The sequence below is a fragment of the Paenibacillus sp. ACRRX genome (assembly GCF_022346885.1).
Lineage (GTDB): Bacteria > Bacillota > Bacilli > Paenibacillales > Paenibacillaceae > Paenibacillus_B.
In genome coordinates this window covers 94,550-109,770 of record NZ_JAKRNK010000008.1, presented here as the reverse complement: position 1 = coordinate 109,770, position 15,221 = coordinate 94,550, and the positions used below count along the sequence as shown (strand labels likewise).

Genomic DNA, 15,221 nt, shown 5'->3' with positions numbered 1-15,221 from the left:
TTACAAATGAATGGTTATAACCATGCGGTCTGCCGCCGATAGCACGAAGGATGCGGCTGTCGTTCACAGTAAGAAGGAGGACGAGTATAATGACCTCACCAGACAAGCACCGGGTCACTGTTGAAATATATGGAACACAATATAAGATTGTAGGCACAACCAGTAAGGAATATATGCGTAATATCGCTGCTATTGTGGATGAGCATATGAGAACGATAGCGGAAGGGAATCCACGACTTGATATCCCACGAATTGCGGTTTTGTCTGCAGTTCATATCGCTGAGCAGGTACAGCGTATTAAGGATGAGCAGGTACGTCTTGCTAATGAGATTCAAGTGATCGAAAGAGAGAAGCAAGAAGCAGTAGTTTCTAGGCAAAGCTTGGAGTCTCAGCTTCAGGCTCTGACCGCTAGTCATGAGGAAAAGCTGAAGCAGGAGCGCGAAGCAAGCCAAAAGGAGTTACAGCGTCTTGGTGAATCTGAGCAGCGGTCAATAGCCGCGCTGCAGCTGGAAAAAGAAGCAAAGAAAGCTGTAGATGTGCAAGTTTCGAAGCTGAAAGAGCAAGTGAAGGATGCTGAGCGCCGCGTTCAGGCGTGCACAGGGCGCGAGCAGGATTTGAAGCGTCGTCTTCAGGATAGTGAGCTGAAGCTGGTTCGTTTAAATGAGCAAGTGGAGAAGCAGAAGAACGATCACGAGCAGGAACTTCATGCTCGTGTTCAGGCGATGACCGAAGATCACAAGCAGGCCTTGCAAAAGCTGCGGAGTGAGCATGATGCTGCTGTGAAGACAGCTTCTTTGAAGTTAGAGACAGATTTGAAGCAGTCGGAAGCAAAGTACGCTGCGGCGATCAAGCAGGCGGAATTCAAGCAAGCTGAGTTAACGAAACAAGGCGAAGCTAAGTTGGCTGAGGCCCTAAAGCAAGCAGAGGCTAAACATGTCGAGGCGATGAAACAAACGACTATAAAGCATGATACGGGGCTTAAGCAAGCGCGTGAACAGCATCAAAGCATCGTCAAGCAGTTGCAGGACAAGCATAGTGCTGCAATGAAGGAAGTGCAAGATAAGTTACAGCAAGAACTCACCCTTAAATCTGCGCGAATTGCTGAATTGGAAACACAGCATCAAGGTGTCGTAGTGGATCTGAATAAACAGTTAGAAGAACGGACAGCAACAATGGAAGCTCGTCATCAGGAGGATATGGTGACGATGTCCGCGCTGCACGAGGAAGCTATCGAGACGCTAAAGATGACACGTGATGCCCACGAAGAGCGTCTGCGCGTAGGCTGGGAAGAGCAGTCCAAGCAAAAGGATAGCCGCATTCGCCAGCTTGAAGGCCATCTAGGAAGAGCTGAGGAGTTGGATCGTGCTCGTCAAGTTGAGATGGAACGGCTCATGCGTGCTCGAGATGAAGCACTTGCAGAAGCAGAGCAGCATCTGGCAGCTGTGCAACAATTACAGGATAGCTTGAACTTACAAATAGAAGCAGTGGATCAGTCAAAGCAAGATCGTGTGACGTATGAAGCGCTTATCCAAGAGTTGGAAGAACAGTGTAATCAGTTGACGAGTGAGCAAGAAGAGACAAAGTCGGACAAGAAGCAATTGGAGGAACAGTGCGATGCTCTGCAGCAAGAGGAGCGGCAGGCTCGCAAGCAGCTTGCTGAGCTTAAGCAGAAGTTAGAACTGCTTCACGCGGTGGAGGCGCAAGCCAAAGAAGAACTGGAACTAGCGCAGCTGGAGTCTGACGCCATATTGCAATCGGAGCGTGAAGCACATGCGATTGCGCTGGAAGAGCAGGCTAAGACGTTAAAGCAGCAGTGGCAGGTTGGGCATGATGAGGAGTTGGCTGCGATTTTGCAGTCTGAACGTGAAGCACATGCGATCGCTGTAGCGGAGCAAGCCGAATCCCTCAAACAAGATTGGCAAGCGATTCATGAGCAGGAGCTAGAAGCGCTTCGATCTGAGCTTAATCAACGTTTGCAACAAGTTGAAGCTGAGGCTAACGAACGGGTTCAAGACGTGCTGCGTGAGGCGGACAAGCGTGCTCAGGCTGCTGAAACGGATGCAGGCGAACTGCTTCAAATGGTGGAGGCGGATGCAACTGAGCGGCTTAAGGCTGTTGAGGTTGAGGCAAATGAGCGAATCCAAGCTGTGGAAGCTGCTGCACATGAACGTATTCAGGCAGCTGAGGCTGCTGCTAATGAACGTATCCAGGTAGCGCTGGAGCTTGCCGATACTCGAGTTGCAGCTGCCGAAGCCATGGCTGAAGAGCGTACGCAGAATGCAAAAGCGTCACTTGAAGCACGGATCAAGTCAATTGAGCTGGAAGCTAATGAACGCGTTCAATCGACAGAAGCGATGATGGACGAGTTGGTTGCAGCATCAGAGGAAACTGCCAAGCAGCGGGTGCTGGCGGCGGAAGCAGCAGCAAACGAGCGGATTCATTCTATCGAACAATCCCTGAATGATCAGCTTCTAGCAGCACAGCAGTTAGCAGATGAGCAGCTTGAGGCTGCTGCCCTGACAGCTCGTGAGCAGGTTCGGGCAGCAGATGAAGCAGCTCTCATACAGCTTGCAGAGTTGCAAGCAGAATCGGATGAACGACTTCAAGCTGAGCAAGAGCAGGCGCTTGAGCGCATAGCAGCGATTGAGACCGAGGCGAATCGACGTGTGGGTGAAGCGCTGAAAGATGCTGAACAGCGCGTTCAGCAGTTGCAGGATGCGCTAGAAGATGCGAATAATCGTGTACATGAAGCTAAAGAGGAAGCTAACCTTCAGATTAAAGCGGTTCAGGAAGAGATTGAGAAGCAGTTGAATGAGATGGAGATTGAGCGTAATAAGCAATACGAGTCACTGCAGGAAGAGACAAACGAGTTGTTGAAGCTGGCAGGAGAAGAGGCGGAACAGCAAGTAAAGGCTGTACAGGCTGCTGCTGAAATAAAAGTATTGGAAGCCAACAAACAGGCGGAAATACGTGTGCGAGCGTTTCAGGAAGAGTATGAAGGTAGAATTAAGGGGCTCATGACAAGTGTGGATGAGCAGTCGTTCCAGTCACAACAAATCCAATCAGACCTTCATGAGCAATGGGAAAAGCGCCAGAATGCATGGTTGTTGGAAAAACAAACGATAGAGCAAGAATTGGCACGTAATCTTTCTGTTATCGCAGATGCAGAGCAGACGAATGAACGGCTTCTAGCTGAAGAACGACGTCTCCGTCAGGAATTGGTCGAGCTGCGTCAAGCATTGGACGAAGCAGCCGCATCGACTACTATGTCAGCGCCGAATGCAAGTTCGGATGAGATCATGATGATCCAAGAACAATTCGAGATGATGTCACATCAGTTCCGATTGTCGCAGCTTGAGCGTGAGATGGAGCACACAAAGGCGCAGCAGGTAGAGGAAGAATACAACAAGCTAAAAGAGGAATATGGCAAGCTTCAATCCGAATTTAACGAATGGCTGGAGCTTATCGAACACGGCAGTTAGGAAGGCTTCATTGATGATAGCTACGATACAGGACAAATGGATGGAAACGTGGACATGGTTCACAGCGTTGCTGCACACATGGAACACATTGGATTGGATAATTGTTTCAGCATGTATAGTGAGCATCATAATCGGAGCGATAAGAGGCTTGCGTGCGCAAGCTCTTTCGCTCTTTGGTTATGTTGTTGCGTTTGTCATCGCAGCTAGAAGTTATACATACTTTGTGCCGTGGGTTCGCAAACGGCTATTTAAGTCTGAACGCAGCATAAGTCAGGCAGATACGACTACGCTGACTCCACCAGAGCTGAATCAGCCTTGGGATCAGCTCATTCATGCAGTGATTTCATTTTGCATGTTGTTTTTGTTTGTACTAGCTGGGTTATGGCTGCTCAAATACGCACTAAAAAAGATGTCTTCAGTAAAGCCGATCCGTACATTCGATCGGGTGATGGGGGCATTGCTTGGCATTGTTCAATTTGTTTGTTTTTGGTGTATTGCTTACGTGTTATTAAGAGCTTGGCCGTCAGGCGCACTGCAGGATTGGGTACGGCATTCGGTATGGATGGATAAGACAGGAGAATGGGTCCCTTCATTTATTGCACAAGCTATTCGATGGGCCCAGTGGATGTAGTTCATATGTTGTGGCCCTTGCATCTGGGTAACTGGAACATGAGTTGGTTATTCGACAATGAGTTTGGCTGTCATTTCTTTGTGGCCTGGTCCGCACATAATCGTACATTTGAACTCGTAGGTGCCTGTTTCCGCAGGAGTAACCACTTGGCTGGTCTGATTCGGAGTTAATTCAAGACCAATATCTTGAATTCGGATACCGTGATTGCCGGAAGATTCAAGTACGAATTTAACGGTCTCACCCGCCTTCACACGATACTCGGGTTGGTCGAATTTATAATTAGTAGCTTTAATGATGATCTCTTTAGCCGCAGATGCAGGTTCGCCAGATCCTTGTCCTGCGCTCCCTTGTTGATTGCTGCCGCATGCAACCATAACGTATGCAAGCGCAAGCATAGCCGCAGCGAGTGCAATAGGTCGTTTCATAACTGTAAATCCTCCTCGTAGTTCACGACGCGTTATTACGTGTGTATTTTGAACACTGGTAAGTGTCATGAAGATAACTATACGCAACGCAATATGCAATTCCTGTCGTTTTACCGAAGTAAGATGTGACGGTTATGTGACTTTTGGGACGCTGCAGCTATGTTTTGCGTTATGAATAGATAGCTGACCCTTTATCAATTCCATTTACGATAAATCGTGTGAGCAACAAACCGAATCTTTATGCTCGATCTGAACTGCGGCCGGCTTCAAACGGAGTGGCAACCGGAATAAACAAGTCGATTAATCCGACGACCAACGCTGCCAGCAAAGCACCGATGATGGATACGGACACGCCGCTGACAAAGAACTGGGCGACATAGATGACAACGGCGCTAGCTATAAAGCCAACGATACCGCGGCCAAATGGTGTTACGCGTTTGCCGAAGATGCCCTCTACAATCCATCCGAACAACGCGATGACTAAAGCCAGGATTAATGCGCTCCAGAAACCGCCTACTGTAAAGGCGGGGACAAGCCAAGCCGTAACCATTAATACGATGGCTGCTACGATAAAACGGACAACATGACCGAGAAAACTCATCATTTTTACCTCCTTGTTCGTTTATAAAGGGTGCAGTTTGTGCAACAATTATTGTATCCTGATGCGGGAAGTTCATTAATTCCATGTTTCGACAATAATAGCCACTCTTCAGAGCTTAGGCTATAATGATTTCAACGAGAGGAGTCGTGACTTCGTTTGAACGTTAAAATATTTCAGACTTTAGAATATAACAAAATATTAAGCGGCCTGGTACGTCATGCGGCTACTGAACTTGGGGAACAGGCGTCATTAGCCCTCCTGCCAAGCTCTAAGCTGGATGAGGTAAAGAACCGATTGCAGGCCACTGACGAGGCCTACACGGTTGATCGGTTAAAGGGTGCAGCACCATTTGCCGGAGTTACGGATATACGTCCAGCCTTAAAACGTGCGCGTATTAGTGCAATGCTTAATCCAATGGAGTTGTGGGACATCTCATCGCTTATCCATGCTGGCAGACGATTAAGTCGTTACATCAGCTCCGTTAATGAGGATAATCCTGTGCCTTTGCTAAGCACCTTGGTAGAGCAATTCAGCGATCAGAAATCACTTGAGGATGAGATTCGCCAATGCATTGATGATCAGGGAGAAGTGATGGATCAGGCTAGCTTTGAACTGGCTACAATTCGTCGTGAACTCCGTATTGGGGAAACACGAATTCGTGAGAAGCTGGAGTCGCTTGTCCGTTCGCAAAGCACAGCTAAGATGCTGCAGGAGCAGCTTGTTACGATTCGAAATGATCGGTATGTCATTCCCGTTAAGCAAGAGTATCGTGCGCATTTTGGCGGTATTGTTCATGACCAGTCCAGCTCGGGTGCAACGTTGTTTATCGAGCCAGAGTCCATTGTAGCAATGAATAACAAGCTTCGTGAGACTAAGCTTCGTGAGGAGCGGGAAGTTGAACGTATTTTGTCCCGATTAACCGATTTGGTCGGCGAACAGACAGACATGCTTTTATATGATACCGATTTGGTCGGGGATCTGGATTTTATGTTTGCCAAGGCAAGATATGCACATGAGATGAAAGCCACCCTTCCAATGATGAATGATCAAGGGTATTTGAAGCTGAAGAAAGGTCGTCATCCGCTTATTTCAAGAGATATTGTGGTCCCTACGGATGTTGAGATAGGCAGCGATTATTCAACGATTATTGTAACGGGTCCAAATACGGGCGGTAAGACCGTATCTCTTAAGACGATCGGACTGTTAAGCTTGATGGCGATGTCCGGCTTGTTTGTGCCTGCCAATGAGGGCAGCGAGCTTTGCGTATTTGACGCTATTTATGCGGATATAGGTGATGAGCAGAGCATAGAACAAAGCTTAAGTACATTTTCCAGCCACCTGACCAATATTATTCGGATTCTACATGAAATGACGCCTAAAAGCCTTGTACTGCTTGATGAGGTGGGTGCGGGGACCGATCCAGCTGAGGGGTCAGCGCTTGCGATTGCAATTTTGGAGCATATCCATCGGACCGGTTGCCGAATGGTTGCTACAACGCACTACTCCGAGCTTAAGGCTTATGCCTATGATCGTGCTGGTGTTATCAATGCAAGTATGGAATTCGATGTACAGACATTGCGACCTACGTATCGCTTGCTGATAGGTGTACCAGGACGAAGCAACGCTTTTGCCATCGCCGAGCGTCTTGGGCTGCCGGGTTCTATTATTGAGCATGCGCGTGGTGAAGTGACGGAAGAGGATATGCGCGTAGAAAATATGATTGCTTCTTTAGAGCAGAATCGTGTGACTGCGGAAGCGGAGCGTGAATCAGCAGAGAAACTTCGGCAAGATTATGAAGCGCTGCGTCAAACGCTGGAAGAGGAGCATGCCAAGCTGCAAGCTGACAAGCAGAAGCGTATCAATCGTGCGGAAGAGGATGCAAGATCTATCGTGGACAAGGCTCGCAGAGAAGCAGACGATATTATTACTGAGCTAAGGATACTGGCGCTGGATGGTGTTAAAGTCAAGGATCATCAGCTTACTGAGGCGCGCAAGCGATTAGATGAGGCTGCTCCTGCTAAGAAACTGAATGCTCAAGGAACGAAGTCTAAGACAATACGCCAGATTGAACCCGGTGATGAAGTGATGGTATACAGCCTGAATCAGAAGGGTCACGTCGTTGAGATGACTGGCAGCGATGCGGTCGTACAACTTGGTATAATGAAAATGAAAGTCAGCAAAGACGACTTGGAGCTTGTCTCTGCTGCGAAGCAGGAAGCAACGAAGAAGCAAAAGGCGGGCCCAAGCGTGACACGTACACGTGATGACAATGTTCGCTCTGAGTTGGATTTGCGTGGTGCTAATCTTGAAGAAGCGATTATGGAAGTTGACCGTTTTTTGGATGAAGCGCTGCTCAGCAATTTAGGACAAGTTTATATTATTCATGGTAAAGGAACGGGTGTATTACGTTCTGGTATTCAGGAGTTTTTACGCAAGCATAAACACGTCAAGAGCTTCCGGCTTGGCAATTATGGCGAGGGCGGAGCTGGCATTACCGTTGCGGAGATGAAGTAACAGGCAAAGCCGTCATGGGAGGAACAAAGTGGAACAGTGGATTGAACGATGGTTGAGCAATCCGTATTTTGAGATGCTCGCTTATTTTTCGGTTGCAAGTGTAGCGCTTGTGGTCCTGTTGTCGATATTTGAATTGGTTACCCCTTATAAGTGCTGGGAGGAAATCAAGAAAGGCAACGTCAGTGTTGCGATGGCAACTGGCGGTAAAATATTCGGTATATGCAACATATTCCGATTTGGCGTAGAAGCCCATGATTCTTTGTACGCTTCGCTTCAGTGGGCTGTTCTGGGTTTTATACTGCTGCTGGCAGCTTACTTTTTGGTAGGTTTTCTAATGCCGAACTTTAAGCTGGATCAGGAGATTCAGCGCGATAACCGTGCTGTAGGCTTGTTGGCAATGATCTTATCGATCTCGCTGTCGTATATTATCGGCGCAAGCCTGAAATAAGGAATGACAGCTGTTAAGCTGTATATTAACGGGGTCGGAGGACAGCTCAAATGAAGTACTTATGGGGAACTTTATTTGCATTGGCCGCTTTGTTTTTAATTGTTGGAGTGTATTATTGGATGAATATGTAGGATAGGGAAGGCTGGTAAACAAAATGTCTGCAGATGTAATTTGCCCTTGGTGTGATACCGAAATCGTATGGGATGAAGTGCTTGGACCAGAGGAAGAATGTCCTTATTGCCACAATGAATTACAAGAGTACCGCACGCTTAGTGTACCGCTTGAGGCAGAAGAGGATGAGGAAGAAGGCATCGAATCGATGCAGGTTAAAGGGACTAAAAAAGGTGGAAAAGGTCACGCCAACGCTGCTCAATCGGCGCAGGGATCTGACGATACAATCGGCTGGGGAGATGACAGCATGCTGTTAAGCTCACCCAATCAATTACAATTCGAAGAAGGTGTTGGTCGAGTCTTGCACGATCAACTGGAAGTTCCTGAGTGTCCGCACTGCCGCGAGTATATGCTGCTTGCAGGTCAAGAAACTGTTGCGGCTTCCGCATTCCAGCCGAACCGCCCAGCCGCATTGGACAAGCCGCTGCTGCAAGCGCCTTTTACGCTGGACGTGTATGTATGTGCATCTTGCTTCCACGTATCCAAATCACTTAGCATGGGTGAGCGGGAATCGCTTATCACGCAAGTCAATCGGTTAAGCGAAAACGACAACTAAGCAGGATCGCTGTTAGTAAATTTTAGACAGGCTGATGACGAAGTGCGCTTCGGGGAAGATTAAGCAGGAAATGCTTAACGAGCTGAAGAGCGAGGGGGTCATCTCGTGCAAGCGAAATGGGATACGCAGTCTAGGTTGCTGCTAATCGTATATGGTTTGTTTGCTTGTGCCAATGCCTGTTCAGGAACGTTTGTAAACGTGTTTCTATGGAAATTGAAGCCCGATTATGCGCTCATTGGATGGTTTGCTCTTGTACAGCAGCTGTCCTTGGGCGCTATTTTTATGTTCGGTGGCAAATGGGTCAAAGAGTATAATAAAATGAATTGTTTGCGGTTAGGTATCATTCTTGCTGGGGTGTTTTATGCTGTTGTATTACTTCTTGGCAAACAGGCCGTTCATTGGATCTGGCTGCTTGGATTGCTGCTAGGAGCTGCCATGGGAGCCTTCTGGCTTGCCTTTAATGTGGTGTACTTTGAAGTGACAGACGCGGATAATCGTGACAGATTCAATGGCTGGGTCGGGCTCATCGGCTCGGCATCGACAATGGTTGCACCATGGCTAGCCGGCTTGCTAATTGCAAGCTTTGGGGAAACGGGCTACACGTTTATGTTCACGGCTTCATTGGTCATCTTCACCTGTGGTGTTGTCCTTAGCTTTTGGCTGAAAAAGAGACCGCCGGGTCAAGCCTATGTTTGGAGTATCCCGTTAAAGCTGTGGCAAAACCGTTCAAGTCCTTGGCATACTACATGTAGGGCTTTGGCGGCTCAAGGGCTGCGAGACGGTGCCTATAGCTTTCTGATTAGCTTGCTTGTTTTTGTAGCGACAACCAATGAATTGAAGCTAGGAACCTACACCTTAATTTCCTCAATTGCTGCCCTGCTGTCTTATTATGCGGTAGGTCGGTGGTTAAAATGGAATTATCGAGCCAATGGAATGATAGTGGGTGCAGTTGCGATGGCGCTTGCGATTATACCTTTGTTTGTAAGGGTTGATTATCATTCTTTGCTAGCATTTGGGATTGGCATGGCGCTGACATCACCGTTGTTCATTATTCCAATGACATCCGTTACTTTTGACTTGATGGGGCAGTCGGAACAAGCCGTTAATAACCGGGTGGAATTAACCGTTTTACGCGAATTTGGATTACTTGCAGGTCGGATGGTATCCATTGTTGCCTTTATTATAATTATGTCCTGGTCTACAAGTATCCAGACCATAGTTGTATTTCTGGCGGTTATTGGCTGTATGCCAGTAATAAGTGCGTTGATGATGCGTAAATTAGTGCGGCAGCAAAAATAACAAAAGCCGTTATCCGCCAAGCAAGCCGGATAACGGCTTTTGTGGTGTTAACTGACAGGTGGAGCCGGATGGGGAGAACGAGTCAAGCTGAATAGATGGGCGTCTGGATGATCTCCTTGTTCAATTAGCAGATGAATAATATTAGCGGCAATCGTTGAATAGGCAATGCCATTTCCCCCATATCCTTCAATAAAAAAACAGCGTGGGTATTGGGGATGCGGTCCAATCATAGGATAGCCGTCATGGGTAGAGCAGAAAGCCGCTGCCCAAGCATACTGGGTACGAATCGGTGCTAGAGTAGGAAAAAGCTTTTCGATCTCTTGCTCGAGTAGATATGTCTTATGCTTAAGCAGTCGATCCCTTTCCTCTGGGATGGAAGTTGCAACATCAAGCCCACCCGCCACGATTCGATTATCCACTGTTGTACGCATGTACAAATAAGGCCGTGCCGTTTCCCATATTAAGCATCGGTCTGGCCATATCTTATCGATGTTGGGAATAGGTTCTGTTACAAGAGCGTATGTACTCTCAGTGACCGTATTTCGGTCAGCTTTCATTTCCTGTGTCTCATAGCCGGTTGCAAATACTGCGTAACTCGCCTCTATAGCTGCGCTTTTGTCAGATATTAGCCTAACGCCATTCACGTGCCAGTCATGGTGCACAATCCTTGTCTCTTCATAGATCTGTACTTGATAGCGAGAGACAGCTGTATCAAGCAGAGCATGTACGAAGCGAAACGGATTTACTTCTGCATCACCACTAGATAAGATGGCAGCGGGTTTGCTAAAACCGTATCTGGCTTTAATCTGAGGGGCTTCCAGCCACAACACATCAAATCCGCATAAAGACAACTGCTCGTATTCTTCTTTCAATGAGGGGACATCCGCTTCTTCACTGGCATAATACAAACTTTGGCGAGGAATAAGCTCGGGGTCCATAATTAACTCGTCCTTTATCCGAAGCAGCTTCTCTACCGCTTCTTTACATAAGGTGTAGAAACGTGTGCCACTTTCACGACCGAAGGTATGGATGCAGGAAGTCAGTGTCTTATCATTAGAAAACTGCAATAAGCCAGTGCTGGCGCAAGTGCTTCCATGCCCGGCGCGTCTTTTATCGACTACGATAACCTGCAGTCCCGCTTTACTTAGTTCGTAAGCTGTCAAGGCACCGCTAATGCCAGCCCCGATAATGACCACATCACAGGCAGCATTTTCAGTAAGCGTCGGGTAGGTGCTGACTTGCTCCAATGAATGTGTCCAGGCTATATGTCCAGACTTTAAATCCATCCAGATCTCTCCTTTCGAATACATATTTCCCTGCTGAACTGTCCATAATACATACAGGTAAGCTTGTAGTAGGCACAGGATAGCGCAAATATGGTTCTATGACCTTTTTACAGAAGGAGATGCCAAGATGCAGCATTACGGTTCACAGATGAAACCCTTAACGGGCAAAGAGTTAGAATATATTGTCGACTGCATATCCAATGAAGATCTGCTTATGAAACAGAGCGCAGCAACAGCAGCGAGTACGTCCAATCCTGCGGTTGCCCAAGCACTGACACACATGATTCACGTTCACGAGCAGCACATGGGTATATTGTTAAACACGATTCAGCAGCACGTGCAGCTTGCACCGACACAACCCACATCGTCTCAATCCTAGTTTTAATCGCAGAAAGGAGATTTACCGAATGTACTCGAATCCATCTTCATCGTTTATGGCTGAAGAAGATCTATTGTATACGATTCTTGCTGATTTAAAGCGTACGGTAGGGGAATATACTACCGCAACGACAGAATCAAATTGCCCGGCAGTTCGTCAGATGTTTACGGATCTGACAAACAGTACGTTAAAGCTGCAAGGTGAACTGTATAACTTGATGAGTCAGTTGAACATGTACAGCACTTCATCCCCTGCACTGCGTCAGGAAGTACAGAAACAACTGCAGCAGAGTCAACAGTCCCAACAGAAGCTGCAGCAATTTATACAGCAGAAGCTTGGTCAATCGGCGCATCATACCGTGCCGCAGCATCTTGTCCAAGGGCAAGCGGGGCAGCATCAGCAGCCACCATCTGTTTATATGTAAGGTACCCCAATGAGCTGGTAGCATAAGCAATATAGGAAGAACTCGCCTTTTGGCGGGTTCTTTTTTATTTATTGCCTGGTTGCTTCTTGGCATATAGTTGCATTGGGTGTATCATATTTGAATATCATGACAATCGATCGGTTCGTAAGAAGCGCGATCGCGGGAGGATATTGGGTATGAAGGAACTAAGTGAACTGAGCTTAAATATTTTGAAGCTTCTTAAAGAAGACGCACGTCGTACGCCTGATCTTCTCGCTACTATGCTTGGAGTAGAAGAAAGCGCAGTACAGACAGCCATTAACGAAATGGAAGCAGATCATGTAATCGTGAAGTATGCGACTGTTGTAAATTGGAGCAAAGTAGACGAAGACAAAGTAACAGCATTGATTGAGGTTCAGATTACGCCTGAGCGTGAGCGCGGGTTTGAAGGTATTGCCGAGCGTATTTATTTGTTCCCGCAAGTAAAGTCTGTATATTTAATGTCAGGCGCTTACGACCTGTTGGTTGAAGTTGAAGGAAAGAACTTACGCGAGGTAGCTAACTTTGTATCAGATAAGCTCTCGCCGATTAAGTCCGTTTTATCTACGAAAACCCATTTTATTTTAAAGAAATACAAGCAAGACGGTATCATCTTCGAGGAACGTGAGGACGATCAACGGCTTGTAATATCCCCATGAGGTGATGTGACATGATAAATGATACGATAACTTCCAAGTCATCACGTAATATGGGTGATTATTTGAACCCGTTGGTTCGTTCAATTAAACCTTCGGGTATCCGCAAGTTTTTTGATCTGGTGAACGGCAGTAAAGATATTATTACGCTTGGGGTTGGCGAACCTGACTTTTGCACGCCATGGCACGTGCGTGAAGCCTGCGTATATTCATTGGAGCGGGGCAAGACAAAGTATACTTCTAATGCAGGCATGCCTGAGCTCCGGGAAGCAATCGGACAATACTTAGATGATTCTTTCCAGGTAACATATGACCCAGATAAGGAGATTCTTGTAACCGTCGGTGGTTCCGAGGCTATCGACCTTGCGCTGCGTGCACTTGTATGTCAAGGTGACGAGATTCTGGTTCCGGAGCCTTGTTATATCTCCTATTCGCCTATCATTTCGATCGGCGGCGGTATACCGGTAGGCATCGAGACTTTTGCGAAGGACGAATTCAAGCTGACACCTGAGGCGCTGCAGGCGGCTATAACACCAAAGTCCAAGCTTCTTGTCCTGTGTTATCCGAGCAATCCAACGGGCGGCATAATGACGTACGAAGATTGGCTGCCAATTGCCAAGATCGTGGAAGAGAACGATCTTATCGTCATCTCGGATGAGATCTACGCAGAGTTAACGTATGATCAGAAGCATGTCAGCTTTGCTTCGTTGCCAGGGATGAAGGACCGGACTGTGCTTGTTAGTGGATTTTCCAAAGCATTTGCGATGACAGGCTGGCGGATGGGATACGCTTGTGCTCATCCTGACCTGATCTCGGCCATGCTAAAGATCCATCAATATACGGTGATGTGCGCGCCGATTATGGGGCAGGTGGCTGCACTCGAAGCGTTAAAGAATGGCAAGGACGAGAAAGATCATATGGTAGAATCCTATAATATGCGTCGTAGACTAGTTGTCAAAGGATTCAGGGAGATTGGACTAGAATGCCATGAACCTCAAGGTGCATTTTATGCGTTTCCATCCATTCAATCGACAGGCTTAACCTCTGAACAGTTTGCTGAACGTCTCCTTTATGAGGCAAAAGTTGCGGCTGTGCCTGGAGATGTATTCGGTCGAGGCGGGGAAGGTTTTATCCGCTGCTCTTATGCGACATCTGTCGCGCAGTTGACAGAAGCAATCGAGCGAATGGGAAAACTTGTGACAAAAATCAAACAGGAAATGTGAAATCATTCAAATTTAGCAATAAAAAGCGCTAGTTTTCCTCAAAATGTTCTGGTATAATATAACATGTCTCGTCGTGCTTGTCCCATGAAATGGAATGTTTGGGCGGCAGTAGGGGGTTCATTATCCAGCAGCGGAAGGGGGAAGTGGCTTGTTTTGTTCGGACTTTACATTGACAACTTATAAGCGTCATTTGTTCAGGGAAGACCTTAATCATCCAAAATGGTCGGGCAAAACAAGAGACGTTTCGTCCAAGCTGCTTGCTCTAGAGCTAGAAATCCGTATGCTCCGCAAGCAAATGGAACAAATGTTTCAAGAGGAGCAGTCCTTTACCGCAGACAATGTCATTGAAATCAGCAGTATGCTGGATGTGAAGATTAACGAATATATGAAGTCACACGTCAAGAAGTGACGACTCACAGAGGAGGCCCTAAGGGTCTTCTTTTTTTGCTGTGTCGCTTTATGGTATCATGAGAGAGACAACAGAGCATGATTATGGATACGAGTGAAGGGAGTAGCACCATGTATAAAAGAAAATGGGGATGGATGTCAATCGGGCTTGTTTTACTGCTGCTTGTAAGCGGATGCGGTGGGAAAAGTGATGGGTTTCGAATCTTTATGATGAACGAATCGACAGTTCCTTCTGCGATTACCCAGGCCATTGAAGATGATTTGAATAAGCAATTAGCAGGGAAGTTCACATTAACAGTAACAACGCCAGCCATGTATAATTTACAGATGCTGCTGCTTCAATATGCGGCGGAGACGAATTCTATCGCGATTATTCCTATAAAAGATTTAAAAAATGTGACGAAGAATGGCGGTCATATTCCGTTGGATACCTATTTTGATCCGGTTAAGTTCCCTGAAGGCGTGATGGACGGTCAAATAGAAGTCCCTGGCAAAGAGAAAGGTAAAAGCGAATATGTTACGGAGCAGCATCTGTTTGCCATTCCAATTACAAAGATGCCGTTAATGAAGAAATATGGTGTTATCGAACCGTACTTGTACGCAGCAATCCCTGTCAACACCCCGAACGTAGAACAGTCGGTACAAGTGATGAAGATGCTTCTCGGAGAAAAGTAATCATATCTTATATAGAGGCTGGACA

15 protein-coding genes are annotated in these 15,221 nt (G+C 46.9%); 12 read left to right on the top strand and 3 right to left on the bottom strand.

The window, feature by feature from the left end; genetic code table 11:
* Nucleotides 1-89: 89 nt before the first annotated feature.
* Together zapA and MH117_RS20865 are read left to right on the top strand one after the other, a co-directional pair.
* Nucleotides 90-3,482 carry a cell division protein ZapA gene (zapA, locus tag MH117_RS20870; RefSeq protein WP_239332088.1) on the top strand — a complete coding sequence of 1,131 codons (3,393 nt, stop codon included), beginning with the start codon at nt 90-92 and terminating at the stop codon, nt 3,480-3,482.
* Nucleotides 3,483-3,495: 13 nt separating this feature from the next.
* Nucleotides 3,496-4,113 carry a CvpA family protein gene (locus MH117_RS20865; RefSeq protein WP_239332086.1) on the top strand — a complete coding sequence of 206 codons (618 nt, stop codon included), beginning with the start codon at nt 3,496-3,498 and terminating at the stop codon, nt 4,111-4,113.
* A gap of 47 nt (nt 4,114-4,160) precedes the next feature.
* On the opposite strand, the gene MH117_RS20860 is transcribed toward MH117_RS20865, so the two are convergent.
* A complete protein-coding gene (locus MH117_RS20860; protein WP_239332084.1) occupies nt 4,161-4,538 on the bottom strand; it encodes a cupredoxin domain-containing protein in 378 nt (125 codons plus the stop codon).
* A gap of 238 nt (nt 4,539-4,776) precedes the next feature.
* Nucleotides 4,777-5,139, bottom strand: a complete 363-nt coding sequence (locus tag MH117_RS20855; RefSeq protein WP_239332082.1) for a phage holin family protein — start codon at nt 5,137-5,139, stop codon at nt 4,777-4,779.
* Between the two features lie 156 nt (nt 5,140-5,295).
* Here MH117_RS20855 and MH117_RS20850 point away from each other — a divergent pair, with 156 nt between their 5' ends.
* The 4 genes from MH117_RS20850 (at nt 5,296) to MH117_RS20835 (ending at nt 10,127) form a co-directional block, all read left to right on the top strand.
* Nucleotides 5,296-7,653 carry an endonuclease MutS2 gene (locus tag MH117_RS20850; RefSeq protein WP_239332080.1) on the top strand — a complete coding sequence of 786 codons (2,358 nt, stop codon included), beginning with the start codon at nt 5,296-5,298 and terminating at the stop codon, nt 7,651-7,653.
* A 28-nt stretch (nt 7,654-7,681) separates the two neighbouring features.
* Entirely contained in the window at nt 7,682-8,101 is a 420-nt protein-coding gene (locus MH117_RS20845) for a DUF350 domain-containing protein (RefSeq protein WP_239332078.1), read from the top strand.
* 154 nt (nt 8,102-8,255) lie between these two features.
* Nucleotides 8,256-8,828, top strand: a complete 573-nt coding sequence (locus tag MH117_RS20840; RefSeq protein ID WP_239332076.1) for a hypothetical protein — start codon at nt 8,256-8,258, stop codon at nt 8,826-8,828.
* 105 nt (nt 8,829-8,933) lie between these two features.
* Nucleotides 8,934-10,127 carry an MFS transporter gene (locus MH117_RS20835; RefSeq protein WP_239332074.1) on the top strand — a complete coding sequence of 398 codons (1,194 nt, stop codon included), beginning with the start codon at nt 8,934-8,936 and terminating at the stop codon, nt 10,125-10,127.
* Nucleotides 10,128-10,174: 47 nt separating this feature from the next.
* Here the strand turns inward: MH117_RS20835 and MH117_RS20830 are convergent, their stop codons facing one another.
* Nucleotides 10,175-11,413 carry an NAD(P)/FAD-dependent oxidoreductase gene (locus tag MH117_RS20830; RefSeq protein WP_239332072.1) on the bottom strand — a complete coding sequence of 413 codons (1,239 nt, stop codon included), beginning with the start codon at nt 11,411-11,413 and terminating at the stop codon, nt 10,175-10,177.
* Nucleotides 11,414-11,540: 127 nt separating this feature from the next.
* Here MH117_RS20830 and MH117_RS20825 point away from each other — a divergent pair, with 127 nt between their 5' ends.
* From MH117_RS20825 to MH117_RS20800, 6 genes are all read left to right on the top strand, one after another.
* On the top strand, nt 11,541-11,792 hold the full coding sequence (locus tag MH117_RS20825) for a hypothetical protein (protein ID WP_239332070.1): 252 nt from the start codon (nt 11,541-11,543) through the stop codon (nt 11,790-11,792).
* A 28-nt stretch (nt 11,793-11,820) separates the two neighbouring features.
* Nucleotides 11,821-12,216 (top strand): spore coat protein, encoded by a 396-nt coding sequence (locus tag MH117_RS20820; protein WP_239332068.1) that lies wholly within the window; start codon nt 11,821-11,823, stop codon nt 12,214-12,216.
* 176 nt (nt 12,217-12,392) lie between these two features.
* Nucleotides 12,393-12,893: an Lrp/AsnC family transcriptional regulator gene (locus MH117_RS20815; protein WP_239332066.1), complete on the top strand. Its 501-nt coding sequence runs from the start codon at nt 12,393-12,395 to the stop codon at nt 12,891-12,893.
* 11 nt (nt 12,894-12,904) lie between these two features.
* Nucleotides 12,905-14,113 (top strand): aminotransferase class I/II-fold pyridoxal phosphate-dependent enzyme, encoded by a 1,209-nt coding sequence (locus MH117_RS20810; protein ID WP_275444759.1) that lies wholly within the window; start codon nt 12,905-12,907, stop codon nt 14,111-14,113.
* 148 nt (nt 14,114-14,261) lie between these two features.
* On the top strand, nt 14,262-14,522 hold the full coding sequence (locus tag MH117_RS20805) for an aspartyl-phosphate phosphatase Spo0E family protein (RefSeq protein WP_239332064.1): 261 nt from the start codon (nt 14,262-14,264) through the stop codon (nt 14,520-14,522).
* A gap of 110 nt (nt 14,523-14,632) precedes the next feature.
* Entirely contained in the window at nt 14,633-15,196 is a 564-nt protein-coding gene (locus MH117_RS20800) for a hypothetical protein (protein WP_239332062.1), read from the top strand.
* Nucleotides 15,197-15,221 lie beyond the last annotated feature (25 nt).